The organism is Stenotrophomonas sp. FR024 (assembly GCF_047500745.2).
Lineage (GTDB): Bacteria > Pseudomonadota > Gammaproteobacteria > Xanthomonadales > Xanthomonadaceae > Stenotrophomonas > Stenotrophomonas maltophilia_A.
Genome location: NZ_JAXAXM020000002.1, coordinates 233,512 through 258,866, shown reverse-complemented (window position 1 = coordinate 258,866; position 25,355 = coordinate 233,512). Strand labels below are relative to the sequence as shown.

The window sequence follows — 25,355 nt, the reverse complement described above, 5'->3', positions numbered from 1 at the left end:
GTGACTGCGCCGGAGGATCTGGCGCAGTCCGCGATCTACCGGCATCCGTCCGACACCCTGGTCGGGCGGATGCTGCCGCGCCTGCTGCACGCCCCGCGCTGGACCCGGCTGCGCCGTGCACTGTCGCGGCGCTGGCCGATGCCGGCGCTGGTCAGTGACGTGCGCGATGTGGTCTACGTGAGCTGGTGGGTCGACGTGCGTCACGCACCAATGCCACCGCCGGGCCATCATTACGTGGTCCATGCCGGACGCACGCCTTACACCATCCTCAGCTACCGGCACGGACACTTCGGGCCCGCGCTGGCCGGGCCGCTGCGTTCCCTGATGCCGTCGCCACGGCAGAGCAACTGGCGCTTGTACCTGCGTCGTGACGACGATCCGGACGGGACGCCGGTGGTGCTGTTCGACCGCAACGTGATGGACCAGCTGGCCTTCGTCGCCGGCGCGCGCGTTTTCAGCGATGCCATGCAGCCGCACCTGTCGGTGCGCTTCACGCATGCGCTGGATGCCGAAGGCAGTGGCCACACGCGGATCGAGGGCCGGCAGGGCAGTGCCCCGGCGCTGCACCTGCAGTGGCAGGCCGCTGCGGGCTGGGACGTTGCCGGGTGGGCGGCGGCCTTCGGCAGCCATCAGGCCCTGCTGCGTTTCCTGACCTGCCAGGACGAGGCCATCGCCCGTACCTGCGACCAGCGCTGGGCCAGCACCCGCATCGCTCTGCCGGTGGACATCGCACAGCAGCAACCGCTGCAGCTGGAAGGCGAACCGCAGTGCCCGCGCCTGCAGGCGATGGGCGTGGCGCTGCACGAGGGGCTGGCCTTCCGGCTGCCACGGGTGCCGTTCCGGGTCGTGTCCGAGCGCCTGTTGTGAGATTCTGGCCCTCTGTTTTCCAGCATCACAGATGGCCATGAGCACCACTGTCTACGGTTTGAAGAACTGCGATACCTGCAAGAAGGCGACCAAGTGGCTGGACCGCTTCGGCGTGCCTTACACCTTCGTCGATTACCGCGAGAACAAGCCGAACCCGGAAATACTGCTGGCGTGGGCTGGGCAGCTGGGGGGCCTGGCCGCGATGGTGAACAAGTCGTCCACCACCTGGCGGCAGTTGCCGGACAACCGCAAGGCCGCCGACTCCGAGGCCGAATGGAAGCTGCTGCTGCGTGAATACCCGCAGCTGATCAAGCGCCCGCTGGTGGTCACGGCCGATGGCACGGTCAGCCAGGGCTTCAGCGACAACGGTTTCAAGGCCCGCTTCGGCGTGGGTGACGCATGAGTGCGGTCCTCGACCTGACCTGCGAACTGATCGCACGACCCTCGGTGACGCCGGATGATGCTGGCTGCCAGACACTGCTGGCGGCACGCCTGAAGCAGGCCGGGTTCCAGTGCGATCACCTGCGCCTGGGCGAGGTCGACAACCTGTGGGCGACCCATGGCCAGGGCGCGCCGGTGCTGGTGCTGCTGGGCCATACCGACGTGGTGCCGACGGGCCCGCGCGAGGCCTGGGCCAGCGACCCGTTCACGCCGCAGATCCGTGACGGCGTGCTGTACGGCCGTGGCGCCGCCGACATGAAGGGCAGCGTGGCGGCGTTCGTGGTCGCCGCCGAGCAGTTCGTCGCCGCACATCCCGATCACCCTGGCACGCTGGCGGTACTGCTAACCAGCGACGAGGAAGGCGATGCCATCGATGGTGTGCGTCACGTTGCACGGCTGTTCGCCGAGCGCGGCCAACGCATCGACTGGTGCATTACCGGTGAACCGTCGTCGACCGCGATCCTGGGTGACCTGCTGCGCGTGGGGCGTCGTGGCAGCCTGTCGGCCAAGCTGCGCGTGCAGGGCGTACAGGGCCACGTGGCGTACCCGGATAAGGCGCGCAACCCGATTCACCAGGCTGCTCCGGCCCTGGCCGAACTGAGCGCGCGGCGCTGGGATGACGGCTACGAGAGTTTCCCGCCGACCAGCCTGCAGGTCTCCAACATCCATGCCGGCACCGGTGCCAACAACGTGATTCCCGGCGAGCTGGAGGTGGATTTCAACATCCGCTACAACCCGCACTGGGATGCACCGAAGCTGGAGGCGGAGATCACCGCATTGCTGGGCCGCCATGGCCTGCAGTACACGCTGAAGTGGCACCGCAGCGGCGAGCCGTTCTACACCCCGGAAGGCACGCTGCGCGCCACCGCGCGTGCGGTGCTGGCCGAGCACATCGGCCGTGCGCCGGAAGAAAGCACCGGCGGCGGCACGTCAGATGCACGCTTCATCGCGCCACTGGGTGCGCAGTGCATCGAAGTGGGGCCGGTCAACGCCAGCATCCACCAGGTGGATGAGAACGTGCGCGTGGACGATCTGGAAGCGTTGCCGGGGCTGTACCAGCGCCTGGTGGAACGGCTGCTGGTGGGAACCCCATGACGGAATGAATCCCGCGAGGGTGGGTGCCGACCGTTGGTCGGCACGCCTCCCGCCGGGGCCGCTTCTCTACTCGGAAAAAATGAAGAACGGCGGCTCGACCGCTTTCTTCCAGTAACTTGGCGCGGCCATGTAGAAGTGTTGCGCCTCGGCCCTGGCGAACCAGCGCGCCGCCGCGTCGGTGTCTTTCTCCACACCCGGCGCACTGCGGCCCAGCAGCAGACCGGCGAAGTACTGGCCGAACACATTGCCCTTCTCACCGGCGCGCTGGTACAGCTGCAGCGCACGCACCGGATCGCGCGGCAGTCCCATGCCCTTTTCCAGCAGCGCGCCCAGGTCGACCTGCGCTTCGGCGTCGCCGTGCTCGGCACGACGCTGGATCTGCGCCACCAGCGGATGCACGGTGTCACCCTGTGCGGCCACCGCATCCGGCAGTCGCGACGACGAACTCGGGTAGCGCTTGTTGATCATTCCGCGCAGGTCCCAGCGCAGCGCCTGCTGCGCGTCGCCTCGCTGGCGATAGGCCTTGGCGAGCCCGTAGAACGCATAGGGATTGCCGTGGTTGGCCGCCGCCAGATACGCACGTTCACCGCGTTGCCAGGAGGCGCGCAGCACCGGAGCCGGATTGATGTGGGGGCTGTCGGCATGCTGCAGCGTGCCGGAGGTCCAGATCCGGCCCAGTGCTTCTTCCGCTTTGGTGTTGCGGAAGGTCCAGGGCGTGATCGCGGCAGCACGCTCGTAGTAGGCGACGGCGCGCGGATCGTTGAAACGTTCGAAGGTCTGCGCGGTGTCCCAGGCACCGTCGAAGCTGCCGTCGGTGCCGCGTTGTTCCAGTGCCTGCTGCTGCGCCAGCGGCAGCGTGGAAGGCGGAGGCAGGGTCTGGCAGGCCGCCAGGCCCAGGCAGAGCAGGGCGGCCAGCGCCGCGTTGCGTCCAGTGCGGTGTTGCATTTCCATTACACGTTTCACGGCGGGCCATTATGCGCGCCGGGGAGTGGTTGCCAACGCAACGGTTGCGCCGTGCCGGAAACCGGGGTAGGGTCGATGCCATGTCGATCCGCCTGGCCACCGCCGTCAATAACAACAACCGCAATAATCTGCGCGCGAATAATCGTGCGCGGCCGATGCGGGACTGCGCCCTGGGTAGATAGACAGCAACACACGCCCGGACACCAGAAAACCCGCATCAGCCGATGCGGGTTTTTTTGTGCCCGGGCGCAGCCCCACCCGGGCCTGGATGGCCGGTCGAACACCCTCCCACCCGTGAAATCCCCCAACAGGAGCTCTCCCATGTGTTCGATCTTCGGAATCTTCGGCCTGCAGGCCGGTGACGATCTTCCCGCCCTGCGCCGCCATGCGCTGGAACTGTCGCAGCGCCAGCGCCACCGTGGCCCGGACTGGAGCGGCGTGTACCTCGACGAAGGTGCGCTGCTGGTCCATGAGCGGCTGGCCATCGTCGACCCGGCCGGTGGTTCGCAGCCGCTGCTGTCGGCCGATGGCCAGCTGGCGCTCGCGGTGAACGGCGAGATCTACAACCACCAGGCATTGAAGGCGGCGCTGACCACCGCCTACGACTTCCAGACCGGCTCGGACTGCGAGGTGATCAACGCGCTGTATCGCCAGGGCAGTTCGCCGGCGCAGTGGCTGGAACAGCTCAACGGCATCTTCGCCTTCGCGCTGTGGGACCGCGACAGCGGGCGCGTGCTGGTGGCGCGTGACCCGGTGGGCGTGGTGCCGCTGTACTGGGGCCACGATGCCCAGGGGCGCCTGCGGGTGGCCTCGGAAATGAAGGCGCTGGTCGATACCTGTGCCGACGTCGCACAGTTCCCGCCGGGTCACTACTTCGACAGTGCCAGCGGTGAGCTGGTGCGCTATTACCAGCAGCCGTGGCGCGACTACGCCGACGTGCAGGGCCGCCAGGCCGACCTGGCCGAACTGCGCCAGGCCTTCGAGCATGCGGTGGAGCGCCAGCTGATGAGCGACGTGCCGTATGGGGTGCTGCTGTCCGGTGGCCTGGACTCGTCGCTGGTGGCGGCCGTTGCCGCACGCTATGCGCGTCGCCGCATCGAGGATGGCGGGCAGACCGAAGCCTGGTGGCCGCGCCTGCATTCGTTCGCGATCGGCTTGAAGGGTTCGCCGGATCTTGCTGCTGCGGCGATCGCTGCCGAGGCTCTTGGCACCGTGCATCACGGCTTCGAATACACCTTCGAGGAAGGCCTCGACGCGCTGCCGGAAGTGATCCGCCACATCGAAACCTACGACGTCACCACCATCCGCGCCTCGACGCCGATGTTCCTGCTGGCACGGCGGATCAAGGCGATGGGCGTGAAAATGGTGCTGTCCGGCGAGGGCAGCGATGAGATCTTTGGTGGCTACCTGTACTTCCACAAGGCGCCGGATGCACGTGAATTCCACGACGAGCTGGTGCGCAAGCTGGACGCGCTGCACAACTACGACTGCCTGCGCGCCAACAAGTCGATGATGGCCTGGGGCGTGGAGCCGCGCGTGCCGTTCCTCGACCGTGAGTTCCTCGATGTGGCGATGCGCTTCGATGCTGCGCACAAGATGGTCGGTGCCGGCTTTGGTGGCCGTCGCATCGAGAAGGCGGTGCTGCGCGAGGCATTCGACGGCTACCTGCCGGACAGCATCCTGTGGCGGCAGAAGGAACAGTTCAGTGATGGCGTTGGCTACGGCTGGATCGATGGGTTGAAGGCACATGCCGAAGCACAGGTGAGCGACCGCGTACTGGCAGCGGCCGACAAGCGCTTCCCGCACAACCCGCCGCAGACCAAGGAGGCGTACTACTACCGCCACCTGTTCGAGCAGTTCTTCCCGAGCCGCGCGGCGGCCGAGACCGTGCCGGGCGGCAAGTCGATCGCCTGTTCGTCGCCGGCCGCCATTGCCTGGGACGCCAGCTTCGCCGTGGCGGCGGACCCCTCGGGCCGCGCGATCGCCGGGGTGCACGAACAGGCACTGGCCTAAGCCCCCAAAAAGGGGACGGAGGGGATTAAGTCGTTTTTGCCACAAACGACTTAATCCCCTCCGTCCCCTTTTTCGTATCATCGCCCCCTGCGCATTGGGGAATGTTCATGGACGTACAGGCAGGTGGCGACGTGCCGCCCACGAAATGGGGATGGCGTTATCTGGCCTGGGCCGGGGTGCCGTTGCTGGCTGGCGTACTGCTGGCGCGGTATGCCGGGCCGGCGGCGCCCGAGGCGGTTGCCCGCGCCACCGCCGCCGAAGGCAGCTGGGCGCAGCACCTTGCCTCACCGCTGGGCCTGTTCCTGCTGCAGCTGCTGGTGCTGCTGCTGGTGGCCAAGGGCGCGGGTGCGCTGCTCAAGCGCTTTGGACAACCGGCGGTGATCGGCGAGATGGCCGCTGGCCTGATGATGGGGCCGCTGGTGCTCGGCAGCCTGCTGCCGCAGCTGCATGGTGCGTTGTTCCCGGCCAGCTCGCTGGGTCCGCTGGGCATGCTCAGCCAGCTGGGCGTGCTGATGTTCCTGCTGGTAGCCGGTGCCGAGCTGGACCTGGCGGCGCTGCGTGGCCGCCGGCGCTTCGCCTTCACGGTCAGCCATGCCGGTATTGCAGTGCCGTTCGTGCTCGGCGTGGCGCTGGCGATCTGGCTGTATCCGCAGCACGGTCCGCAGGGTGTGGGCTTTACTGCATTCGCATTGTTCGTCGGCATCTCCATGAGCATCACCGCGTTCCCCGTGTTGCTGCGCATCCTTGCCGATCGTGGGATCACACAGACGCCATTGGGCCAGACCGCGATCGCCTGCGCGGCATTGGGCGATGCCACCGCCTGGTGCCTGCTGGCCTTGATCGTCGCCGCCGCCCAGGCCAGCGGCTGGTTGCCGGCCAGCCTCAACCTGCTGTGCGTGGTCGTGTTCGTGGCGCTGATGCTGGGGCTGGTGAAGCCGTGGTTTGCCCGCCAGCAGATCGCGCCGGGCCGTGAGGGACGTTGGTTGCTGGGTATCCTGCTGCTGTCACTGGCGAGTGCGCTGGTCACCGAGATGCTGGGCATCCACGCGTTGTTCGGTGCATTCGCTGCGGGCGTCGCGGTATCGTCCAACGCGCAGCTGCGCGACCTGTTGATGGCCCGCGTCGAACCGTTCGCGGTGACCCTGCTGCTGCCACTGTTCTTCGCCATGACCGGCCTGCGCATGCGCGCCGATGCGCTGCAGGCCAGCGATATCGTGTTGTGCGTGGTGGTGATCGCGGTGGCCACGGCCGGCAAGCTGCTGGGCACATTCAGTGCCGCTCGCAGCGCGGGCATGCCCACGCGCGAAGCGTGGCGGTTGGGGGCGCTGATGAACACGCGTGGTCTGATGGAGCTGATCGTGCTCAACCTGGGCTACGAGCTGGGCCTGCTCGGCGATCGGCTGTTCGCGGTGCTGGTGATCATGGCGCTGGTGACCACGGCGATGACCGGGCCGCTGCTGAACCTGATCGAGCGACGCCGGGGCTGAGCGCTGGACGGTCGTGCCGGCCGCTGGCCGGCATCCAGGCTGGTGTGTCCAGCATCATGAGGTTGCCGGCCAGCGGCCGGCACTACCTCGCTGGCACCAGCGTCATCGTGTGCTGCGCCTTGCCGGGCAGGAACGGTGTCGGCCGTCCATGCACCCAGTCTTCGTGGCCGGCGCCCCAGTACGGCGAAAGCGGGTGCCCGCTCTGGCCGCCGGGCATGTGCACGATGCCGTCGGCCTCGTGGCCGGGCGAGACCACCATGCGTTCGGAGGCGCCGAAGTTCGGCGTCTGCACACGCGGCATGTCACGGTCACCGGGCAGGGGATCGGCGGGCATGCACAGCCAGCGCTTGGCGATATCCGGCAATGCACGCGCGATGGGATGGCAGAGCGCCGCGGTGTTGCGCTCTCCCCAGGTGCGCTGGGCCAGTGGGCCCTGCTTGGCCAGCTCGCTCTCGGTGCGGCGTGCGGCATCAAGCAGCAGCGCGTCCCAGCTGTCGTAGGCCGGTGGCAGCAGGTTGGCTGGGCGCTGCTGCAGCATCGGCCAGGCCACGCCTTCCAGTTGTGCCAGGCGCGGGTCCAGATAGTCATCGCCCAGCTGTGCGTTGGCCGGTGCCAGCAGTGCTTCGGACAGGGTATCCATCACCTGCGTGCGGAACGCGCGCACCACCCGGTAGCTGACCGAGCTGGCCGAGGCCCGGCCGTCCCATTGGTGGCTGACGGACTTCAAGCGCTTCAGCGCAGGATCGTCACTGCGTTCGATGACGTCATGCAGCAACGCCCACCAGCGCTGCAGGAACACGGCGCGGTCGTCGAGCTGGATCGCCAGCAGGTCGTGTTCGTCGAAGCGGTCCTGGATGGCGAGCAGGTCGCGGATCTGCTGCGCACGCGCGCCGAGGTCATAGCCACCGTTGCCGACGCTGGCCAGCGCCTCGCCGTCGAGGACGCGTCCGTTGGCGGTCCACAGGCGATGGTTGGGGGGATCGATCAATGCAGGCGAGGCATCGCTGCGGATCGGCCACGGTGCGCAGTCCTGGTTGCTGGCGGCCGTGAAGCCGGCCGGTGCACAGCCGGGGCCTCGGTCGGGGCGGGCGCCGATCAGGCGCCAGGCGATGCGTCCGCTGCGGTCGCCGACCACCAGGTTCTGCGCGGGAATGCCGGCACGGTCGGCGAAGTGCAGAGCGCTATCGAGGTCGCCGGCGCGGGCCAGGTCGCCGAAATCCAGGCGTACGGCGCCGGGCAGGTGTGCGACCCAGCGCAGGGCATCGCCACTGCCATCGGCATGGGTGTGCAGGATCGGCCCCCAGGCGGTTTCGCGTACCGGGAACAGCACGTCGGCCTGGCCGGCCACCGCAATGCGTTCTTCGTGCACGGTCACCGTGGCGTTGGCCGGTTCCGTGCGGTAGTCCGCCGTATCGATGTAGCTGTTGGTGAAGCCCCAGGCGACGTGGCCGTTGCTGCCGACGATCACCGCCGGCAGGCCAGGGAGCGAGAAGCCAGTGACGTCGACCTGGCCGCCGGCGGCCTGCGGGTCCGGATAGCGCAGGCGCACCCGGAACCACAGCCCCGGCGCACGCAGGCCCAGGTGCATGTCGTCGGCAACGATCGCGCGGCCGTCGGCGGTGAGTGCGCCGGCCACCGCGAAGTTGTTGCTGCCGATGACGTCCGCCTCCTCCTGCTCGGTGCCCGGCTTTCCCTTCAATGTGCGCAGATCGAGCTGGCTGGCATCGGGCAGAATCGCATTGCCGGTGGCTTCGCCAAACAGCGGTGCATCCCATTCGGTGTCGTCGTGGGCAATCAGCGCGTACAGCGCCGGCGGCACCACCGCACGGATGCGGCTGAGGGCAAGCTCGGTCTGGTTGTTCGGGTCCTGCAGGTCGGCGTACATGGCCAGCCCGGCCAGCACGCTGTCGCTGGCCTGCCACGGTTGCGGTGACTGCCGCAGCAGCAGGTAGGCCCATGGCCGCACGGAGAGATCGGTAAGGCCTTCGTTGACGCCTTCCACATAGGCGCGCACGACCGCGCCGTTGTCGCCCAGCGCGGTATCCAGATGCGCCTCGGTGCGGGCGCGCAGGCGGTGCACGCGCATGCGCTTGTCAGCTTCAATGGCCTTCGGCCCGAACAATGCCGACAGCTCGCCGGCGGCACTGCGGCGCATCAGGTCCATCTCGAAATAGCGTTCCTGCGCATGCACATGGCCGAGTGCGCGCATCGCGTCGGCCTGACTGCCGGCAGTGACGGTGACCACCCCCAGCGCATCGCGCTCGATGGTGACCGGCTTGACCAGGCCCGGCAGCGCATGCTCGCCGTCCAGGTCGGCCAGGCTGCCGCGCAGCAGCAGCCACAGGGCCAGTGCGGTGACCAGCACGATGGCGACCAACACACCCAGCACCCAACGCCATGTACGTCGCATCGCACGTCCTTTCCGAACTGGTGGGCCGATTGTAGCCGCAGGCGCAACTGCGACTGATTCCGATTAGATCACCGTCTTTTGAAATGCGGCACCCTATGCCACATCGATTCACAGGAGCCCCCCATGAAAGGCAACCCGGACGTCATCGCCTGCCTGAAGGAACTGCTGCGCGGCGAGCTTGCTGCCCGCGACCAGTACTTCATCCATTCCCGCCGCTACGAGGACCAGGGCCTGTTCGCGCTGTACGAACGCCTGAACCACGAGATGGAAGAGGAAACCCAGCACGCCGACGCGCTGCTGCGCCGGATCCTGTTCCTCGGCGGCGACCCGGACATGCGCCCGCATGCCACCGAGCCGGGCAAGACCGTGGAAGAGATGCTGCAGAAGGATCTGGATACTGAATACGCAGTCCGGAACAATCTCGCCGCCGGCATGAAGCTGTGCGAAGAGAAGGGTGACTACGTGAGCCGCGACATGCTGCTGGCGCAGCTGAAGGACACCGAGGAAGACCACGCCTGGTGGCTGGAGCAGCAGCTGGGCCTGATCAAGCGCATCGGCCTGGAGCTGTACCAGCTGAGCAAGATCGACGGCAACGGCGCCCCGGCGCACTGAGCCGGCGCCCCGCTTTGGGTAGAGCCGACCGCTGGTCGGCTGCTCTTCAAAAGACAGCCGACCAGCGGTCGGCTCTACCAGAAGAAGCACAGCGTTCTGTCGCCCGCCAGCACCGGAGCATCGCCAGCCAGCCTTCGCCAGCCAGCTGCTCCATCGCCCGCCAGCCGACAACGAAAAAGCCGGGGAATGCCCCGGCTTTTTCGTGTCCGGGGTCGGATCCGTTTTCAACGAAAACGGCTCTGACCCCATTGGGATCAAAAACGCCAACCGAGGTTGGCGTTTGCCGGGGTAATGCGTGTCAACCAAGGTTGACACCCACCTCAACCAAGGTTGACACCCACCAGGGGCAGGGCCCAAGCCCTTATTCCACCGACAACCCTTCCACCTTCTGCCAGCCGCGCGGCAGCAGGTGGCCGCGGGTGGCGCGGGCGCCGAGGTAGGCGTCAAGCTCGTTGAACTTCAGGCCCATCGTGCGCTGGCCACTGCGCACCTGCAGGGTCTGCCCCGGGCTGATGGCCACGATGGCGACCACGCGTTCGGTGGCGAGCTTGGCCTTGGGGATCTCGATGATCTTGTTGCCCTTGCCCTTGTCCAGTTCCGGCAGGTCGTTGGCGGCGATCGCCAGCAGGTTGCCCGAACTGGTCACCGCCACGATGCGGTCGGTGGCGACGTTGGCCACCACCGACGGGGTCAGCACGGTCGAACCGGCTGACAGGTTCAGCATCGCCTTGCCGGCCTTGTTGCGGCCGATCAGGTTCTCGAAGCGGGTGACGAAGCCGTAGCCGTGGGTGGAGGCCAGCACGAAGCGGGTGTCCGGCTCGGCGCTGGCCAGGGTCACGAAGCTGGTGCCCGCGGCCGGCGAGAAGCGGCCGGTCAGCGGCTCGCCGTTGCCACGCGCGGAGGGCAGGGTGTGCACCGGCGTCGAGTAGGCGCGGCCCTCGCTGTCGAGGAACGCGACCTGCTGGGTGCTGCGCGCACGCACCGCGCCCTGCAGGGCATCACCGTCGCGGTAGGAGAGGGCGGACGCATCGACGTCATGGCCCTTGGCGGCACGGATCCAGCCCTTTTCCGACAGCACCACGGTCATCGGCTCGCTCGGCACCAGCTCGGTCTCGTCGATGGCCTGCGCGGCCTGGCGCTGCACCAGCGGCGAACGGCGCGCGTCGCCGAACTTCTTGGCGTCGGCCGTCAGTTCGTCGCGGATCAGCTTCTTCAGCTTGGCCTTGCTGTCGAGGATGCCGAGGATCTTCTCGCGTTCCTTGGCCAGCTCGTCCTGCTCGCCGCGGATCTTCATCTCTTCCAGGCGGGCCAGCTGCTTCAGCTTGGTTTCCAGGATGTACTCGGCCTGTTCCTCGGACAGGCCGAAGCGCGCGATCAGCGCCGCCTTCGGTTCGTCCTCGGTACGGATGATGTGGATCACCTCGTCCAGGTTGAGGAAGGCGACCAGCAGGCCTTCCAGCAGGTGCAGGCGGCGCTCGACCTTCTGCAGGCGGTGCTGCAGGCGGCGGATGACGGTGTTGCTGCGGAAGGTCAGCCATTCGCTGAGCAGCATCTTCAGGTTCTTCACCTGCGGACGGCCGTCCAGCCCGATCACGTTGAGGTTGACGCGGTAGCTGCGCTCCAGGTCCGTTGTCGCGAACAGGTGGCCCATCAGCTGGTCGGCGTCGACGCGGTTGGAACGTGGCACCAGCACCACGCGCACCGGGTTGGCGTGGTCGGATTCGTCGCGGATGTCTTCCAGCCACGGCAGCTTCTTGGCGCGCATCTGCGCGGCGATCTGCTCGATCACCTTCGACGGCGACACCTGGAACGGCAGCGCCGTCACCACGATGTTGTTGGCTTCCTTGTTGAAGGTCGCACGCGCACGCACGCTGCCGTTGCCGGTCTCGTAGATGTTCCGCAGATCGTTGGCGGCGGTGATGATCTCGGCGCTGGACGGGTAGTCCGGGCCCTGCACGTGCTCGCACAGGTCGCGCACGGTCGCATCGGGGTTGTCCAGAAGGTGCAGCAGTGCGCTGACGATCTCGTTGAGATTGTGCGGCGGCACGTCGGTGGCCATGCCCACGGCGATGCCGGTGGTGCCGTTCAGCAGCAGGTGCGGCAGCCGCGCTGGCATCCAGGTCGGCTCCTGCAGGGTGCCGTCGAAGTTCGGTGCCCAGTCGGTGGTGCCCTGGCCCAGTTCGCCCAGCAGCACTTCGGCGATCGGGGTCAGCTTGGATTCGGTGTAACGCATCGCCGCGAACGACTTCGGGTCGTCGCTGGAGCCGAAGTTGCCCTGGCCCTCGATCAGCGGGTAGCGGTACGAGAACGGCTGTGCCATCAGCACCAGCGCCTCGTAGCACGCGCTGTCGCCATGCGGGTGGTACTTACCGATGACGTCACCGACGGTGCGCGCGGACTTCTTCGGCTTGGACGCGGCATTCAGGCCCAGCTCGCTCATCGAATAGATGATGCGGCGCTGCACCGGCTTCAGGCCGTCGCCGATGAACGGCAGGGCGCGGTCCAGGACCACGTACATCGAGTAGTCGAGGTAGGCGCGTTCAGCGTACTCGCGCAGCGGCAGTTGTTCGAATCCGTGGAACACGGGGCGGGCAAGTTCGGTCATGCGGCGTTGTTACCTGTTGTCGGGAGGCGGCGACGGCGGTCGCCGCTCGCAATCCTGTGATTATCCGGATGCGGCGGGGGATGCCAAGCCGCGCGCAGGGTCCAACCCGGTTTCCAGGCCGTGTCCGGCCCGTGCCAGGTAGCGCCCCGGTGGCAGCCCGAAGTGGCGGCGGAACACGGTGACGAAGGCGCTGGCGCTGCTGAAGCCCAGCGCGTGGGCGATATCGGCCACGCTGCGGCCGTCGGTCAGCTGGCGCAGGGCTTCGGACAGCCGGGCCTGCTGCCGCCACTGGGCGAAGCTGAGCGTGGTCTCGTCGCGGAAGTGACGGGTCAGGCTGCGCGGCGACAGGCCGGCCCAATGCGCCCATTCGGCCAGGCTGCGCTCGTCGGAGGGGTCGGCCAGCAGCTGCGAGGCGATCTTCAGCAGGCGCCGGTCGTGCGGCATCGGCAGGTGCATGCGCTGGCGCGGCGCGGTGCGGATCTCGTCCAGCAGCACCTCGATGATGTGCTGGCGCTCGGGTGTGGTGTCATAGCCCAGCGGCCATTCGCAGATGCGGTCGGCCAGCGCCTGCGCCAGCTTGGACAGGCCCAGTACGCAGGGATCGGCGGGGAGGGTGGCGCAGGCCGGCGCGGCCAGCGCCATGCCCCAGCCGCGCAGCGGACCGTCCAGGGTCACCGTATGCGGCTCCAGCGGCGGCATCCAGCCGGCCGAACCCGGCGCCAGCGACCACGTCCCGTGCGAGGTGCGGGTGGTCAGCAGGCCACGCTCGACACAGATCAGCTGGGCGCGCTGGTGGTGGTGCCAGTCCACTTCCCGGACCAGCCCCTGCGGGCTGTCGAAGCGGAAAGCGACCACCGGTGGGCCATCGTTGCGCTCGAACCAATCCAGTGCGTCGTCCCTGAGCAGGCGCTTGGGAGCGGGAATTTCTGCCTTGTTCATCATGTCCGCTGGCTGAAATGTGTCATCCATTGGCTGAATTGTACTACCGGGCCACCTGACCAGATCATTAAGGTAGGCGCCTTCATTAATCCAGCCCACTGCTGCAACACAGCATTCGATGCCAGATCTAATATTTCCATTGAGAAATATTTTTTTTGGAAGAGAATGCTCCCCCATGATCTGTCCTGCAACCACTCCCCCCAGTTTCGGCCTGCTGCTGCGCCAGGTGCGCGACGGCCTGGTCCGGCAACTCGACGCGTCCATGGCTGAAGAAGACCTGGGTATCGGCTTCACCCATTACATCGGGTTGAAGGTGCTTTCCAACATGGCTCCGTGCACGGCCAACGAACTGGCCCAGGCCATCGACCAGGTACCCAGCGCAGTCACCCGCCTGCTGGACAAGCTCGAGGCACTGGGCTGCGTCCGCCGCGAACCGCATGCGCAGGACCGGCGTGCGCTGCAGATCGTGCTGACCGATGAAGGCCGCGCATTGTGGGCGCGGTTGAAGCTGCGTGGCGACGCGGTGATGGATTACGCCCTGCGTGATCTTTCCGCCGACGAGCGCACGCTGCTGCTGTCCCTCCTTACCCGAATCCGCGACTCCCTGACGACCCCATGAACCCGATCCCGCATTCCACTCTCCGCCGGTCCGGGCGCGCGCTGCTGGTATCAGCGCTGGCCCTGGCCCTGGCCGCCTGCGCCAGCAGTCGTGGCCTCAACCCGCAGGGCCACGTGCTCGACGTGGACAGCCTGCACAGCGAACGCACCCTGGCCGACACCGACCTGAGCGCCACCGGCTTCCCGGCGCAGGACTGGTGGAAGGCGCTGGGCGATGCGCAGCTGGACGCGCTGGTCGCCGAGGGCCTGGCTGGCCACCCGAGCCTGGACGCTGCCGATGCGCGCCTGCGCCAGGCGCAGTCGCAGGTCGGTACCGCGCGTGCCGATCGCCTGCCGAGCCTGTCGGTGTCCGGTGGATACACCGGTCTGCGCCTGCCCGAGTCGATGGCCGGCAGCGAGATGGGTGGCCATTACGCTGGCAGCAGCCAGGTCGCGTTTGATTTCAGCTATGGCGTGGACCTGTGGGGCGGCAAGCGCGCTGCCTGGGAAGCGGCCGTGGACGGCGCCCATGCCGCCACTGTCGAAGCCCAGGCTGCACGCCTGAACCTGTCCACCGGCATCACCCAGGCCTATGCCGACCTGGCGTATGCATGGCAGCTCAATGACGTGGCCGAAGAAGAGCTGGGCCGCTCGCAGAAGTCGCTGGAATTGACCCGCCAACGCCGCCGCGCCGGCATCGACAGTGATCTGCAGGTGCGCCAGGCCGAGGCCCGCGTGCCCGCCGCGCAGCAGCAGGTGCAGGCCGCGCAGCAGCGCATCGATGCGGCCCGCACCGCGCTGGCCGCGCTGGTCGGCAAGGGTCCGGACCGTGGCCTGTCGATCCAGCGCCCGCAGGCGTTGAATCCGATGGCGCTGCAGCTGCCGGGCGTGCTGCCCAGCGAACTGTTGGGTCGTCGCCCGGACATCGTTGCCGCGCGCTGGCGCGTGGAAGCGGCCGACAAGCAGATCAAGGTCGCCAGGACCAAGTTCTACCCGAGCTTCAACCTGACCGCACTGGCTGGCGTCGTCGCACCGAACGTGGGCGATCTGCTGAAAAGCAGTTCGACCTTCGCCTACATCGGACCGGCGCTGAGCCTGCCGATCTTCGAAGGCGGCAAGCTGCGCGCCAACCTGGCCAACACCGATGCGCAGTACGACCTGGCGGTGGCCAACTACAACCAGACCGTGCTCGATGCACTGCGCGACGTGGCCGACCAGGTCAACGCGGTGCGTTCGCTGGCACAGCAGGCGCATTCGCAGCAGCAGGCGGTGGACACCGCGCGTTCCGCCTTCGACCTGGCCCAGCAGCGCTACCGCGCCGGCATCGGCAGCTACCTGGACGTGCTGACCGCGCAGTCCACCCTGCTGCAGTCACAGCAGCAGCTGGCCGGCCTGCAGTCGCAGCAGGTGCAGACCTCGGTGCGCCTGAGCAAGGCGCTGGGCGGTGGTTTCCAGCCCTCTGACGCCGACCGCGCACCGATCGCCTCCCATTCCGATTCCTCGCATTCCTGAAGACTTCCGCCATGAGCCAGACCCAAGACACTGCGGCCCCGGCCGCCCCCAACCGCCGCGGCAACCTGCTGCGCGGCCTGTTCGTGATCGTCGTGCTGCTGCTTGCCGCACTGGCGCTGTGGTACTTCATGTTCGGCCGTTGGTTCGAAGAGACCGACGACGCCTACGTGCAGGGCAACCAGGTGCAGATCACCCCGCTGGTGGCCGGTACCGTGGTCGCCATCAACGCCGATGACGGCATGCGCGTGGAGCGCGGCCAGCTGCTGGTGCAGCTGGACCCGTCCGACACGTCGGTGGCGCTGCAGCAGGCCGAAGCCAACCTGGCCAAGACCGTGCGCCAGACCCGTGGCCTGTACCGCAGCGTGGAAGGCGCACAGGCGGATTTGAACGCCCGCCAGGTGACCCTGAAGCGGGTGCGCGACGATTTCGCCCGCCGCAAGGATCTGGCCGCCACCGGCGCCATTTCCAATGAAGAACTGGCCCATGCCCGTGACGAGCTGGCCGCTGCCGAAGCCGCCGTGGCCGGTTCGCGCGAGACCGTCGAGCGCAACCGCGCGCTGGTCGACGACACCGTGATCGCCACCCAGCCGGACGTGCAGGCGGCCGCCGCGCAGCTGCGCCAGGCCTTCCTCAACAATGCCCGCGCCGGCATCGTCGCGCCGGTCACCGGTTACGTCGCCCGTCGTTCGGTGCAGGTTGGCCAGCGCGTGCAGCCGGGCAATGCCCTGATGGCGGTGGTGCCGACCGAGCAGATGTGGGTCGAGGCCAACTTCAAGGAAACCCAGCTGCGCCACATGCGCCTGGGCCAGGAAGTGGAGCTGAAGTCGGACCTGTACGCCGGTGACGTGAAGTACAAGGGCCGCGTCCAGAGCCTGGGCCTGGGCACCGGCTCGGCGTTCTCGCTGCTGCCGGCACAGAACGCCAGCGGCAACTGGATCAAGATCGTGCAGCGCGTGCCGGTGCGTATCGCCATCGATGCCAAGCAGCTGGCCGAACATCCGCTGCGCATTGGCCTGTCGATGAAGGCTGAAGTGAGCCTGCGCGACCAGAAGGGCGAAGTGCTGCCGAGCACCCCGGCCAAGGGCACGGTGTTCGACACCGACGTGTATGCCAAGCAGCTGCATGATGCCGACGAGGTGATCCACACGATCATCCAGGGCAACCTGCCGCAGCAGGCGAAGGTGGGCTGAGGTCGCCATGTCCGCACAAGCTCCAGCCGCGCCCGGTGCTCCGGGTGCCCCGGCGGCGCCGGGTGCGGCCTCCGGGTTCCTGCCGCCCAGCGTCGCCCTGTGCACCGTGGGCCTGGCGATGGCGTCGTTCATGCAGGTGCTCGACACCACCATCGCCAACGTCTCGCTGCCGACCATCGCCGGTAACCTCGGCGCCAGTTCGCAGCAGGCGACCTGGGTCATCACCTCGTTCGCGGTCAGCACGGCCATCGCGCTGCCGCTGACCGGCTGGCTCAGCCGCCGCTTCGGCGAACGCAAGCTGTTCGTCTGGGCCACGCTGGCCTTCGTCATCACCTCGCTGCTGTGCGGCCTGGCGCAGAGCATGGGCATGCTGGTGCTGTCGCGTGCGCTGCAGGGTTTCGTGGCCGGCCCGATGTACCCGATCACGCAGTCGCTGCTGGTCTCGATCTATCCACGGGAGAAACGCGGGCAGGCACTGGCGCTGCTGGCGATGATCACGGTGGTGGCGCCGATCTGCGGCCCCATTCTCGGTGGCTGGATCACCGACAACTACAGCTGGGAATGGATCTTCCTGATCAACGTGCCGCTGGGCATCTTCGCCGCGCTGGTGGTAGGCAACCAGCTGAAGGGGCGCCCGGAGCACATCGAGAAGCCGAAGATGGACTACGTCGGCCTGGTCACCCTGGTGATCGGTGTCGGTGCGCTGCAGCTGGTGCTCGACCTGGGCAACGACGAGGACTGGTTCTCGTCGATGAAGATCGTGGTGCTGGCGTGTGTGGCCGTGGTCACGCTGACGGTGTTCCTGATCTGGGAACTGACCGACAAGGATCCGATCGTCGACCTGAAACTGTTCCGGCATCGCAACTTCCGCGCCGGTACGCTGGCGATGGTGGTGGCCTACGCGGCGTTCTTCAGCGTGGCGTTGTTGATTCCACAGTGGTTGCAGCGTGACATGGGCTACACCGCGATCTGGGCGGGCCTGGCGACAGCGCCGATCGGCATCCTGCCGGTGATCATGACCCCGTTCGTGGGCAAGTATGCATCGCGCTTCGACATGCGCATGCTGGCTACGATTGCGTTCATTGTGTTGTCGATGACCAGCTTCCTGCGTTCGAACTTCAACCTGCAGGTGGACTACAACCATGTGGCGGGCGTGCAGCTGATCATGGGCATCGGCGTCGCGCTGTTCTTCATGCCGGTGCTGCAGATCCTGCTGTCGGACCTGGATGGGCGCGAGATCGCGGCGGGCTCCGGCCTGGCCACCTTCCTGCGTACGCTGGGCGGCAGTTTCGCGGCGTCGCTGACGACGTGGCTGTGGGCGCGGCGCACCCAGGTGCACCATGCCGACCTGACCGAGCACATCTCGGTCTATCAGCCGGGCATGCAGGACCAGGTGACAGCGATGGGGCAGGGCGACCTGCAACATGGCGCAGCGGTACTGAACAACATGATCAACCACCAGGCATCGCAGATGGGCTTCAACGACATCTTCTTCCTGCTGGGCTGGATCTTCCTGGCGATCATCGCGTTCCTGTGGCTGGCCAAGCCGCCGTTTGGCGCAGGCGCAGGTGCGGCCGCCGGTGGCGGACACTGAAACTCCCTGGAAACACGTGCTGTATTTTGACCCCGCCGCAAGGCGGGGTTTTTGTTTGTGCACCGCGGGTCGCACGGGCCCTGCCGTTGGGATCGTGCCGCGGCGCAGGTTCAGCGGGTGCGATAGACGCGCTTGAACACCACCCGATCGCAGAACAATCGGGTGATGGCCCACATTCCCGCCACAAGTACGGCGCCGCATGTGAGCCAGCCAGCAGTGGCCTGCAATCGGCTGCCGACCAGTGCGCCGCAGATGATGGCGGCAACAAAGACCAGCATTACGGCCTCCTTCGATGCGCCGTAGTGGACCTCGGCCTGGCATCCCACGCATACGCGTACGCCGTGGTTCGAGCCGGTATGGCAGTGAGGGCAGATGATGCTGCGCTGCATGGGTGCGTCCTTTGGGGAAGGGGGAGGGCGCTGGTCAGGTCGTGGCGATACACCTGCAACCGGCTTCTGTAAATCTGCCTTCCACCGAAAAGGAATCGGGTAAATCTCGACTAGGAAAAGTACGAATTGAACGGCTAACGTGAAACTCGACCCAAAAGGGGGCCGTTCAAGGTCTGGTAACGACGCGCCGGGAGGAGATATGCAGCAGCAGGCGACTGCCGGGTGGTGCGAGATACGACAGTTCCAGCGGTAGATGCGATGCCAGGCTCGCCAAACCCCGGAAACGAAAAAACCCGCTTTCGCGGGTTTCATCATCTTGAGTCATGGTGCCCAGGAGAGGACTCGAACCTCCACGGTTTTACCCGCTAGTACCTGAAACTAGTGCGTCTACCAATTCCGCCACCTGGGCGACTCAGGAGATGAATTGTGCGGTACGGCAGAGGATGTGTCAACAACATTTCACACCTTTTTCTGCTGCTGCACGCCCAGGTGAAGCAGCAGGCTGCGCATTGCCGATGACAACTGCGCCCATTCGGCAAAACAGGCGCACAGGCGGCGCTGTGCCCATGCATCGGCGAGCGGTACGGCGACGGTATGCGTGCTGCGCCGATGCTGGCGGGCGATGGTCCGCGGCACGATGCCGACACCAATGCCGTGGCCGACCATGATGCATACGCCTTCGAAGGTCTTCATGCGGATGCGTACATCCAGGCGGCGCCCGATGTCGCGCGCCTGGTCCTCGATGTAGGTCTGCAGTGCATTGCCATCGGCCAGTGCGACGAAGGTCTCGCCGGCAACATCGGTGAAGGCCACGCTGCGCCGCGATGCGAAGCGGTGGTCTTCGGGCAGCAGCATCACCAGCGGATCTTCGGCGACCACATGCTGCTGCAGGCCGGCAGCGTCGACGGCATCGCTGATGATGCCGGCCTCGGCCTGGCCAGCACTGATCGCACGCACGACTTCAGGGCTGGTGCGCTCCAGCAGTTCCACGTGCAGGCGCGGGCGTTCGGCCAGCCATGGTGCGAGCCGCGAAGGCAGGTAGTTGGTCAGCGCTGCGGTGTTGGCATACAGATGCAGGGTGCCGCGCGCACCGTGCGCGAACGCCTGCAGTTCACCGCGCAGCTGTGCCTGCTGCTGCAGGATCAAGCGTGCATGGTGGGCGAGCGCGGCACCGGCTTCGGTCAGGCTGACGCCGCGCGGATGGCGGTTCAGCAGTACGGTGCCGGCATCGGCTTCGATCGTGCGCAGGCGTTCGCTGGCGGAAGCCAGTGCCAGGTTTGCCTGCGCGGCACCGGCCGTGATGCTGCCCGCTTCGGCAATGGCCAGGAACAGGCGCAGGTCGGCGATATCCATCCGCATGTGATGCCCTCATCGCAACGCCTGCGCCTTCGGATCAGCCGAAGGCGAGGCCGGGAAGACCGCATTGTGCGCCGAGCGGCCGGCCGATCCAATGAAGGCATGAATGAATCGATGTACTTCTACGTGCTGCTGGTGGTGGTGTTCGTGCTGGCCGGTGTGGTCAAGGGCGTGACCGGCATGGGCTTGCCGACAGTGGCGATGGGTCTGCTCGGTGGCGCGCTGTCGCCGGTGGCGGCGGCATCGATGCTGTTCATCCCCACCTTCGTCACCAATGCGTGGCAGCTGTTGTCCGGGCCATCGCTGGGCCACATCGTGCGGCGCCTGTGGCCGATGATGCTGGCCGTGGTGGTGGTGACGCTGGGTTCGGCGGCGCTGCTGGTGCGGGTCGATCGCACCTGGTCGCGTGCTGCGCTGGGCGTTGCGCTGGTGGTTTATGCGGCCTATGCCCTGCTTGCGCCGGTGTTCCGCGTGCCGCAGCGGCGCGAGCGATGGCTGGGGCCGCTGGTGGGGGCGTTGTCGGGTGTGGTGACCGGCGCCACCGGCGTGTTCGTGATGCCGGCGGTGCCGTACCTGCAGTCGCTGGGGTTGCAGCGCGAGGAGCTGGTGCAGGCGCTGGGACTGGCGTTCACTGTGTCGACGATTTCGCTGACCACTGGCCTGGTGCTGCACGGCGCATTCGGCATCCAGCAGCTGGGGCTGAGTACGCTGGCGGTGCTGCCGGCATTGCTGGGCATGTGGCTGGGGCAGGTGATCCGGCAGCGCATCAGTGCGCGGGTGTTCCGCGCCTGCTTCCTGGGTTTCCTGCTGCTGCTCGGGCTGGAGCTGGTGCTGCGGCCGCTGTTGTGATGCCGGCCGCCGGCCGCGGCGATGCCGAATCACGGGCATGAAAAAACCCGCTTTCGCGGGTTTTTCTCATTCTCGACGTGGTGCCCAGGAGAGGACTCGAACCTCCACGGTTTTACCCGCTAGTACCTGAAACTAGTGCGTCTACCAATTCCGCCACCTGGGCGTCGAGGAGCGAGATTATGGGGGGTTGTTACGGGGGTGTCAACACCCTTGTGAAGCTCATTGCCGATACCGGGTCGGAGTTCCTTCCTGGAGGAGAAAGAGTCGAGCCTCAGGGCCGGATTACAGGCAAAAAAAATCCCCGCCGAAGCGAGGAGTTTTTTCGTTGGTGCCCAGGAGAGGACTCGAACCTCCACGGTTTTACCCGCTAGTACCTGAAACTAGTGCGTCTACCAATTCCGCCACCTGGGCGTTCCAGAGGCGCAATTGTGAAGATGAATCCGCAGGCTGTCAACGACTTCCTGAATATTTTTCATGCAAGGCCTTCAAGACAGCCGCTGACCCGTTCTGCACGCCGTCAGCGGCTACCATGTAGGGCGATGACTACCAAAAAACCAAGCAAGGGCGGGAGCACCTCCCGCAGCCAGGCCCCGAAGAAGGGCGCCAAGGCGGGCACGGCCCGCACCACCAAGCCGGGCAAGCCGTTGCCGGGCTGGTTCCCCGAATTGAATGAAGGCGGCGCACCACCGCGTGGTCGCAAGGTTCGCAGCGCCGATGCCGCCGCTCCGGGCCCGGCCCGGGGCCGCAAGCTGCCGCCGACAGGCAAGGTGATCGACGATCCCTATGCCGCCCGCGAAGCCGAGAAGTACGAACAACCCATCGCCAGCCGCGAGGCCATCCTGGCCCTGCTGGAGCGCTGCGAAGGGCCGCAGACCGCCGAAGAACTGGGCGCGCGCCTGGGCCTGACCGCGCCGGACCGGGCCGAGGCGCTGTCGCGCCGGCTCGGTGCCATGGTCCGCGACGGCCAGCTGGTGCAGAACCGTCGCGGCGGTTTCGCCCCGATCCAGACCCTGAACCTGGTCACTGGCGTGGTGATCGCCAACCCGGAAGGGTTCGGTTTCCTGCGCCCGGTCGAGGGCGGTGACGACCTGTTCCTGCCGCCGTATGAAATGCGCAAGGTCATGCACGGCGACAAGGTGCTGGCCCGTGTGACCGGCATCGACCATCGTGGCCGTCGCGAAGGCAGCATCGCCCGCGTGCTCGAGCGCGGCATGACCCGCCTGATCGGCCGCTTCAGCATCGAGATGGGCATCAACTACGTGGTGCCCGACGACAAGCGCGTGCAGCGCAACGTGCAGGTGCCGCCGGACCAGACCGGTGGTGCGCGCGATGGCCAGCTGGTGGTCTGTGAACTGACCCAGGCGCCGGACAGCCGCCGCCCGCCGATCGGCCGCATCATCGCCGTGCTCGGCGACAAGCTGACCGCCTCGCTGGTGGTGGAAACCGCCATCCACGGTCATGAGCTACCGTTCGAGTTCCCGCAGGAAGTGCTGGACGAAGCCGCCTCGGTACCGCTGGTGGTCGAACCGGCGATGATCGGCGACCGCGTCGACCTGCGCAGCACGCCGCTGGTCACCATCGATGGCGAGGATGCCAAGGACTTCGACGACGCGGTCTACTGCGAGCCGAATGCCGAGGGTTTCCGCCTGGTGGTGGCGATCGCCGATGTCTCGAACTACGTGCGCCCCGGCACGCCGCTGGATGAGGAGGCGCAGAAGCGCGCCACCTCGGTGTACTTCCCGGGCTTCGTGGTGCCGATGCTGCCGGAGACGCTGTCCAACGGCATCTGTTCGCTGATGCCGAAGGTCGACCGCATGTGCTTTGTCTGCGACATGCAGATCGACCGCGACGGCCTGGTCACGCATTCGCGCTTCTATGAAGCGGTGATGAACTCGCACGCGCGCCTGACCTACACCCAGGTGTGGAAGGCGGTGGGCGAGGACGATGCCGATACCAAGGCCTGGATGGGCGACCTGCTGCCGCAGGTGCAGCGCCTGCACCAGCTGTACAAGGTGCTGTCCAAGGCACGTGCCAAGCGCGGCGCCATCGAGTTCGAAAGCAGCGAAGTGCGCTTCGTGCTGGACAACCGCGGTGAAGTCACCCAGGCCGGCATGCTGGTGCGCAACGACGCACACAAGCTGATCGAGGAATGCATGATCGCGGCCAACGTCGAGGCGGCCAGATACCTGCTGTCGCGCCATGTGCCGGCCCCGTACCGCATCCACGAGAAGCCGCCGGAAACCAAGTACGCCGACCTGCTGGAATTCCTCAAGGAGTTCAAGCTGAGCCTGCCGCCGTGGTCCAAGGTGCGTCCGGGCGATTACACCAAGCTGCTGAAGAAGATCCGCGACCGTCCTGATGCCACGTTGCTGGAATCGGTGCTGCTGCGCAGCCAGAGTCTGGCGATCTACAGCCCGGAGAATCACGGTCACTTCGGCCTGGCGTTGGAGGCGTACGCGCACTTCACCTCGCCGATCCGTCGCTACCCTGACCTGCTGGTGCACCGCGCGATCAAGCACGCGCTGTCCGGCAAGCCGCTGGACAAGTTCACCTACAACGCACGCGAAATGGCTGCACTGGCGCTGCAGTGCTCCGAGCGTGAGCGCCGTGCCGATGAGGCCGAGCGCGAGGTCGACGAGCGCTACCGCGCCGCGTGGATGGAAAAGCACGTAGGCGGGCAGTTCGACGGTGTGATCAGTGGCGTGACCAGCTTCGGCCTGTTCGTGGAGCTGGACGAGTCGAAGGTGCAGGGCCTGGTCCATGTGACCCAGCTGCCGCAGGACTATTACAAGTTCGACGCGACTCGCAAGACGCTGACCGGCGAACGCCGTGGCAGCAGCTACCGGCTGGGGGATCGCGTGCGCATCCTGGTGCTGAAGGCCAGCATGGAAGAGCGCAAGATCGACTTCCGCCTGGTCGAGCACAAGGGTGAGGATGAAGGCGATGGCCTGCCGCCGCTGCCCGAGCGTGGCAAGCCGGCCAAGCGGAAGAAAGAGAAATACTGATGACCGTGGTAGTGCCGGCCGCTGGCCGGCATCCATGGCACCCTCGGCACCGACGGGTTGCCGGCCAGCGGCCGTCACTACCAGGAGACATCGCATGCAGGGCCAACCCGAATACAGCGGCGGCTGCCAGTGCGGCGCGATCCGCTTCCAGGCGCGAGGCGAGCTGACCGACAGCTCGATCTGCCATTGCCGGATGTGCCAGAAGGCCTTCGGTGCCTACTATGCGCCGCTGGTGTCGGTGCGCGGCGTGCAGTTCAGCTGGACCCGCGGCCAGCCACGCTATTTCCAGTCGTCCAACGTGGTGCGGCGTGGCTTCTGCGCCGACTGCGGAACGCCCCTGACCTACGAAGCCCCGGATGGCGTGGCCGTGGCCGCCGGTGCCTTCGACGAGCCGGAACGCCTGCCACCGACCATCCAGTACGGGGTGGAGCGCAAGCTGCCGTTCGTCGACAGTTTGTCCAGCCTGGCGGCGCGACGTACCGAGGAAGACGTCGCAGCGCTGGATTTCCTGGCCACCATCGTGTCCCACCAGCACCCCGACCACGACACCCCGCACTGGCCGCCACGCAGCCGCTCCGCCGAAGGCTGAGCGGCGGGTAGCGCCGGGCCGTGCCCGGCGAGCGCGCAGCGCGGTCGGCGCCGATGCTCTACCATAGCCACCCCCTTTCCGGTCCCCGCCCGCATGAGCAAGAACAGCCAGTGGATTGTCGGCGTCAACGCCGTCGCCTCCTCCATCGAGAACGACGCCGAGAACGTCCGCGAAGTGCTGGTCGAGGCCGGTGCGAAGAACCCGCGCCTGACCGAGATCGAGGAAAACGCCCGCCGCAAGGGCATCGACGTGCGCAAGGTGAACAGCCAGGCGCTGGACGGTGTCGGCGGTTCGGTACGCCACCAGGGCGTGGCCGCGCGCTATGCCGCCGCCCGCACCTACAGCGAGAACGAGCTGGAAGGCCTGGTCACTGCAGCCGAGGGCAAGGCCCTGCTGCTGGTGCTGGACGAGGTGCAGGACCCGCACAACCTGGGCGCCTGCCTGCGCTCGGCGGCTGCCGCCGGCGCGACTGCCGTGATCATCCCCAAGGACAAGTCGGCCACGGTCAATGCCACCGTGCGCAAGACTTCGGCCGGTGCCGCCGATCTGATCCCGGTGGTGGCGGTGACCAACCTGTCGCGCTGCCTGAAGGACCTGCAGAAGCAGGGCGTGTGGATCTACGGCCTGGCCGGCGAAGCCACCGCCTCGCTGTACCAGCTGGACCTGAAGGGCAACATCGCCCTGGTGCTGGGCGGTGAAGCCGATGGCCTGCGCCGCCTGACCCGCGAGAACTGCGATGGCCTGGTCAAGATCCCGATGCCGGGCGAGATCGAGAGCCTGAACGTCTCCGTCGCGGCCGGTGTCAGCCTGTTCGAGGCCGTGCGCCAGCGCGGTTGATCGGC

At 66.9% G+C, this 25,355-nt stretch carries 20 protein-coding genes and 3 tRNA genes; 14 read left to right on the top strand and 9 right to left on the bottom strand.

Annotated features, from left to right (window positions below; translation table 11 throughout):
• Genes ACMZ91_RS03235 through dapE form a run of 3 tightly spaced genes read left to right on the top strand, consistent with a single transcriptional unit; the run spans window position 1 to window position 2,403 of the window.
• Window positions 1-867, top strand: coding sequence for a hypothetical protein (locus ACMZ91_RS03235; RefSeq protein ID WP_414577135.1), 867 nt, complete (start codon window positions 1-3; stop codon window positions 865-867).
• A gap of 31 nt (window positions 868-898) precedes the next feature.
• Window positions 899-1,270, top strand: a complete 372-nt coding sequence (locus ACMZ91_RS03230) for a Spx/MgsR family RNA polymerase-binding regulatory protein (RefSeq protein ID WP_197655695.1) — start codon at window positions 899-901, stop codon at window positions 1,268-1,270.
• Entirely contained in the window at window positions 1,267-2,403 is a 1,137-nt protein-coding gene (gene dapE / locus ACMZ91_RS03225) for a succinyl-diaminopimelate desuccinylase (RefSeq protein ID WP_134952040.1), read from the top strand. Before ACMZ91_RS03230 ends, dapE begins: the two co-directional genes overlap by 4 nt.
• A gap of 66 nt (window positions 2,404-2,469) precedes the next feature.
• On the opposite strand, the gene ACMZ91_RS03220 is transcribed toward dapE, so the two are convergent.
• On the bottom strand, window positions 2,470-3,348 hold the full coding sequence (locus ACMZ91_RS03220) for a tetratricopeptide repeat protein (protein ID WP_197655711.1): 879 nt from the start codon (window positions 3,346-3,348) through the stop codon (window positions 2,470-2,472).
• A 339-nt stretch (window positions 3,349-3,687) separates the two neighbouring features.
• On the opposite strand from ACMZ91_RS03220, the gene asnB reads away from it, so the two are divergent.
• On the top strand, window positions 3,688-5,379 hold the full coding sequence (gene asnB, locus ACMZ91_RS03215; protein ID WP_414577134.1) for an asparagine synthase B: 1,692 nt from the start codon (window positions 3,688-3,690) through the stop codon (window positions 5,377-5,379).
• A 101-nt stretch (window positions 5,380-5,480) separates the two neighbouring features.
• On the top strand, window positions 5,481-6,866 hold the full coding sequence (locus tag ACMZ91_RS03210; protein WP_197655694.1) for a cation:proton antiporter domain-containing protein: 1,386 nt from the start codon (window positions 5,481-5,483) through the stop codon (window positions 6,864-6,866).
• Window positions 6,867-6,948: 82 nt separating this feature from the next.
• Here ACMZ91_RS03210 and ACMZ91_RS03205 read toward each other — a convergent pair whose 3' ends face one another.
• The gene (locus ACMZ91_RS03205; protein WP_414578633.1) at window positions 6,949-9,276 is read right to left on the bottom strand and encodes a penicillin acylase family protein; all 2,328 of its coding nucleotides are present in this window, start codon (window positions 9,274-9,276) and stop codon (window positions 6,949-6,951) included.
• Window positions 9,277-9,399: 123 nt separating this feature from the next.
• Here ACMZ91_RS03205 and bfr point away from each other — a divergent pair, with 123 nt between their 5' ends.
• Entirely contained in the window at window positions 9,400-9,888 is a 489-nt protein-coding gene (gene bfr / locus ACMZ91_RS03200; protein ID WP_004151115.1) for a bacterioferritin, read from the top strand.
• A 361-nt stretch (window positions 9,889-10,249) separates the two neighbouring features.
• Here bfr and parC read toward each other — a convergent pair whose 3' ends face one another.
• On the bottom strand, window positions 10,250-12,493 hold the full coding sequence (parC, locus tag ACMZ91_RS03195; RefSeq protein WP_414578541.1) for a DNA topoisomerase IV subunit A: 2,244 nt from the start codon (window positions 12,491-12,493) through the stop codon (window positions 10,250-10,252).
• Window positions 12,494-12,553: 60 nt separating this feature from the next.
• Window positions 12,554-13,435 (bottom strand): helix-turn-helix domain-containing protein, encoded by an 882-nt coding sequence (locus tag ACMZ91_RS03190; protein ID WP_005408765.1) that lies wholly within the window; start codon window positions 13,433-13,435, stop codon window positions 12,554-12,556.
• 172 nt (window positions 13,436-13,607) lie between these two features.
• On the opposite strand from ACMZ91_RS03190, the gene emrR reads away from it, so the two are divergent.
• The 4 genes from emrR to emrB are packed head-to-tail and all read left to right on the top strand — an operon-like array spanning window position 13,608 to window position 18,325.
• Window positions 13,608-14,051: a multidrug efflux system transcriptional regulator EmrR gene (gene emrR, locus ACMZ91_RS03185; protein ID WP_005415875.1), complete on the top strand. Its 444-nt coding sequence runs from the start codon at window positions 13,608-13,610 to the stop codon at window positions 14,049-14,051.
• Complete coding sequence (gene emrC / locus ACMZ91_RS03180) at window positions 14,048-15,541, top strand: multidrug efflux transporter outer membrane subunit EmrC (protein ID WP_414578539.1); 1,494 nt, start codon at window positions 14,048-14,050, stop codon at window positions 15,539-15,541. The genes emrR and emrC overlap by 4 nt, the downstream gene beginning before the upstream one ends.
• Window positions 15,542-15,552: 11 nt before the next feature.
• Complete coding sequence (gene emrA / locus ACMZ91_RS03175) at window positions 15,553-16,731, top strand: multidrug efflux MFS transporter periplasmic adaptor subunit EmrA (protein WP_049399501.1); 1,179 nt, start codon at window positions 15,553-15,555, stop codon at window positions 16,729-16,731.
• Between the two features lie 7 nt (window positions 16,732-16,738).
• Window positions 16,739-18,325: a multidrug efflux MFS transporter permease subunit EmrB gene (gene emrB / locus ACMZ91_RS03170; protein ID WP_032127920.1), complete on the top strand. Its 1,587-nt coding sequence runs from the start codon at window positions 16,739-16,741 to the stop codon at window positions 18,323-18,325.
• Window positions 18,326-18,435: 110 nt separating this feature from the next.
• Here emrB and ACMZ91_RS03165 read toward each other — a convergent pair whose 3' ends face one another.
• The 3 genes from ACMZ91_RS03165 to ACMZ91_RS03155 form a co-directional block, all read right to left on the bottom strand.
• Window positions 18,436-18,714: a hypothetical protein gene (locus tag ACMZ91_RS03165; RefSeq protein ID WP_049461950.1), complete on the bottom strand. Its 279-nt coding sequence runs from the start codon at window positions 18,712-18,714 to the stop codon at window positions 18,436-18,438.
• A 324-nt stretch (window positions 18,715-19,038) separates the two neighbouring features.
• A tRNA-Leu gene (locus ACMZ91_RS03160) sits at window positions 19,039-19,123 on the bottom strand.
• Between the two features lie 50 nt (window positions 19,124-19,173).
• Window positions 19,174-20,073, bottom strand: a complete 900-nt coding sequence (locus ACMZ91_RS03155) for a LysR family transcriptional regulator (RefSeq protein WP_414578537.1) — start codon at window positions 20,071-20,073, stop codon at window positions 19,174-19,176.
• Between the two features lie 99 nt (window positions 20,074-20,172).
• On the opposite strand from ACMZ91_RS03155, the gene ACMZ91_RS03150 reads away from it, so the two are divergent.
• A complete protein-coding gene (locus ACMZ91_RS03150; protein WP_049461873.1) occupies window positions 20,173-20,919 on the top strand; it encodes a sulfite exporter TauE/SafE family protein in 747 nt (248 codons plus the stop codon).
• A 78-nt stretch (window positions 20,920-20,997) separates the two neighbouring features.
• Here ACMZ91_RS03150 and ACMZ91_RS03145 read toward each other — a convergent pair.
• Window positions 20,998-21,082, bottom strand: a tRNA-Leu gene (locus ACMZ91_RS03145).
• Between the two features lie 163 nt (window positions 21,083-21,245).
• Window positions 21,246-21,330, bottom strand: a tRNA-Leu gene (locus ACMZ91_RS03140).
• 254 nt (window positions 21,331-21,584) lie between these two features.
• On the opposite strand from ACMZ91_RS03140, the gene rnr reads away from it, so the two are divergent.
• The 3 genes from rnr to rlmB all read left to right on the top strand — a co-directional run bounded on the left by rnr (window position 21,585) and on the right by rlmB (window position 25,350).
• Window positions 21,585-23,924 (top strand): ribonuclease R, encoded by a 2,340-nt coding sequence (gene rnr / locus ACMZ91_RS03135; RefSeq protein ID WP_495497655.1) that lies wholly within the window; start codon window positions 21,585-21,587, stop codon window positions 23,922-23,924.
• A 94-nt stretch (window positions 23,925-24,018) separates the two neighbouring features.
• Window positions 24,019-24,513, top strand: coding sequence for a GFA family protein (locus ACMZ91_RS03130; RefSeq protein WP_134951723.1), 495 nt, complete (start codon window positions 24,019-24,021; stop codon window positions 24,511-24,513).
• A 93-nt stretch (window positions 24,514-24,606) separates the two neighbouring features.
• Window positions 24,607-25,350: a 23S rRNA (guanosine(2251)-2'-O)-methyltransferase RlmB gene (rlmB, locus tag ACMZ91_RS03125; protein ID WP_005408775.1), complete on the top strand. Its 744-nt coding sequence runs from the start codon at window positions 24,607-24,609 to the stop codon at window positions 25,348-25,350.
• Window positions 25,351-25,355 lie beyond the last annotated feature (5 nt).

Coding starts and splice junctions, on each gene's coding strand:
- emrC (WP_414578539.1), top strand. CDS start 14,048: ATGAACCCGATCCCGCATTCCACTCTCCGCCGGTCCGGGCGCGCGCTG.
- ACMZ91_RS03210 (WP_197655694.1), top strand. CDS start 5,481: ATGTTCATGGACGTACAGGCAGGTGGCGACGTGCCGCCCACGAAATGG.
- ACMZ91_RS03150 (WP_049461873.1), top strand. CDS start 20,173: ATGAATGAATCGATGTACTTCTACGTGCTGCTGGTGGTGGTGTTCGTG.
- rlmB (WP_005408775.1), top strand. CDS start 24,607: ATGAGCAAGAACAGCCAGTGGATTGTCGGCGTCAACGCCGTCGCCTCC.
- ACMZ91_RS03220 (WP_197655711.1), bottom strand. CDS start 3,348: ATGCAACACCGCACTGGACGCAACGCGGCGCTGGCCGCCCTGCTCTGC.
- emrR (WP_005415875.1), top strand. CDS start 13,608: ATGATCTGTCCTGCAACCACTCCCCCCAGTTTCGGCCTGCTGCTGCGC.
- ACMZ91_RS03165 (WP_049461950.1), bottom strand. CDS start 18,714: ATGCAGCGCAGCATCATCTGCCCTCACTGCCATACCGGCTCGAACCAC.
- emrA (WP_049399501.1), top strand. CDS start 15,553: ATGAGCCAGACCCAAGACACTGCGGCCCCGGCCGCCCCCAACCGCCGC.
- ACMZ91_RS03155 (WP_414578537.1), bottom strand. CDS start 20,073: ATGCGGATGGATATCGCCGACCTGCGCCTGTTCCTGGCCATTGCCGAA.
- ACMZ91_RS03205 (WP_414578633.1), bottom strand. CDS start 9,276: ATGCGACGTACATGGCGTTGGGTGCTGGGTGTGTTGGTCGCCATCGTG.
- ACMZ91_RS03130 (WP_134951723.1), top strand. CDS start 24,019: ATGCAGGGCCAACCCGAATACAGCGGCGGCTGCCAGTGCGGCGCGATC.
- ACMZ91_RS03230 (WP_197655695.1), top strand. CDS start 899: ATGGCCATGAGCACCACTGTCTACGGTTTGAAGAACTGCGATACCTGC.
- ACMZ91_RS03190 (WP_005408765.1), bottom strand. CDS start 13,435: ATGATGAACAAGGCAGAAATTCCCGCTCCCAAGCGCCTGCTCAGGGAC.
- asnB (WP_414577134.1), top strand. CDS start 3,688: ATGTGTTCGATCTTCGGAATCTTCGGCCTGCAGGCCGGTGACGATCTT.
- parC (WP_414578541.1), bottom strand. CDS start 12,493: ATGACCGAACTTGCCCGCCCCGTGTTCCACGGATTCGAACAACTGCCG.
- dapE (WP_134952040.1), top strand. CDS start 1,267: ATGAGTGCGGTCCTCGACCTGACCTGCGAACTGATCGCACGACCCTCG.
- emrB (WP_032127920.1), top strand. CDS start 16,739: ATGTCCGCACAAGCTCCAGCCGCGCCCGGTGCTCCGGGTGCCCCGGCG.
- bfr (WP_004151115.1), top strand. CDS start 9,400: ATGAAAGGCAACCCGGACGTCATCGCCTGCCTGAAGGAACTGCTGCGC.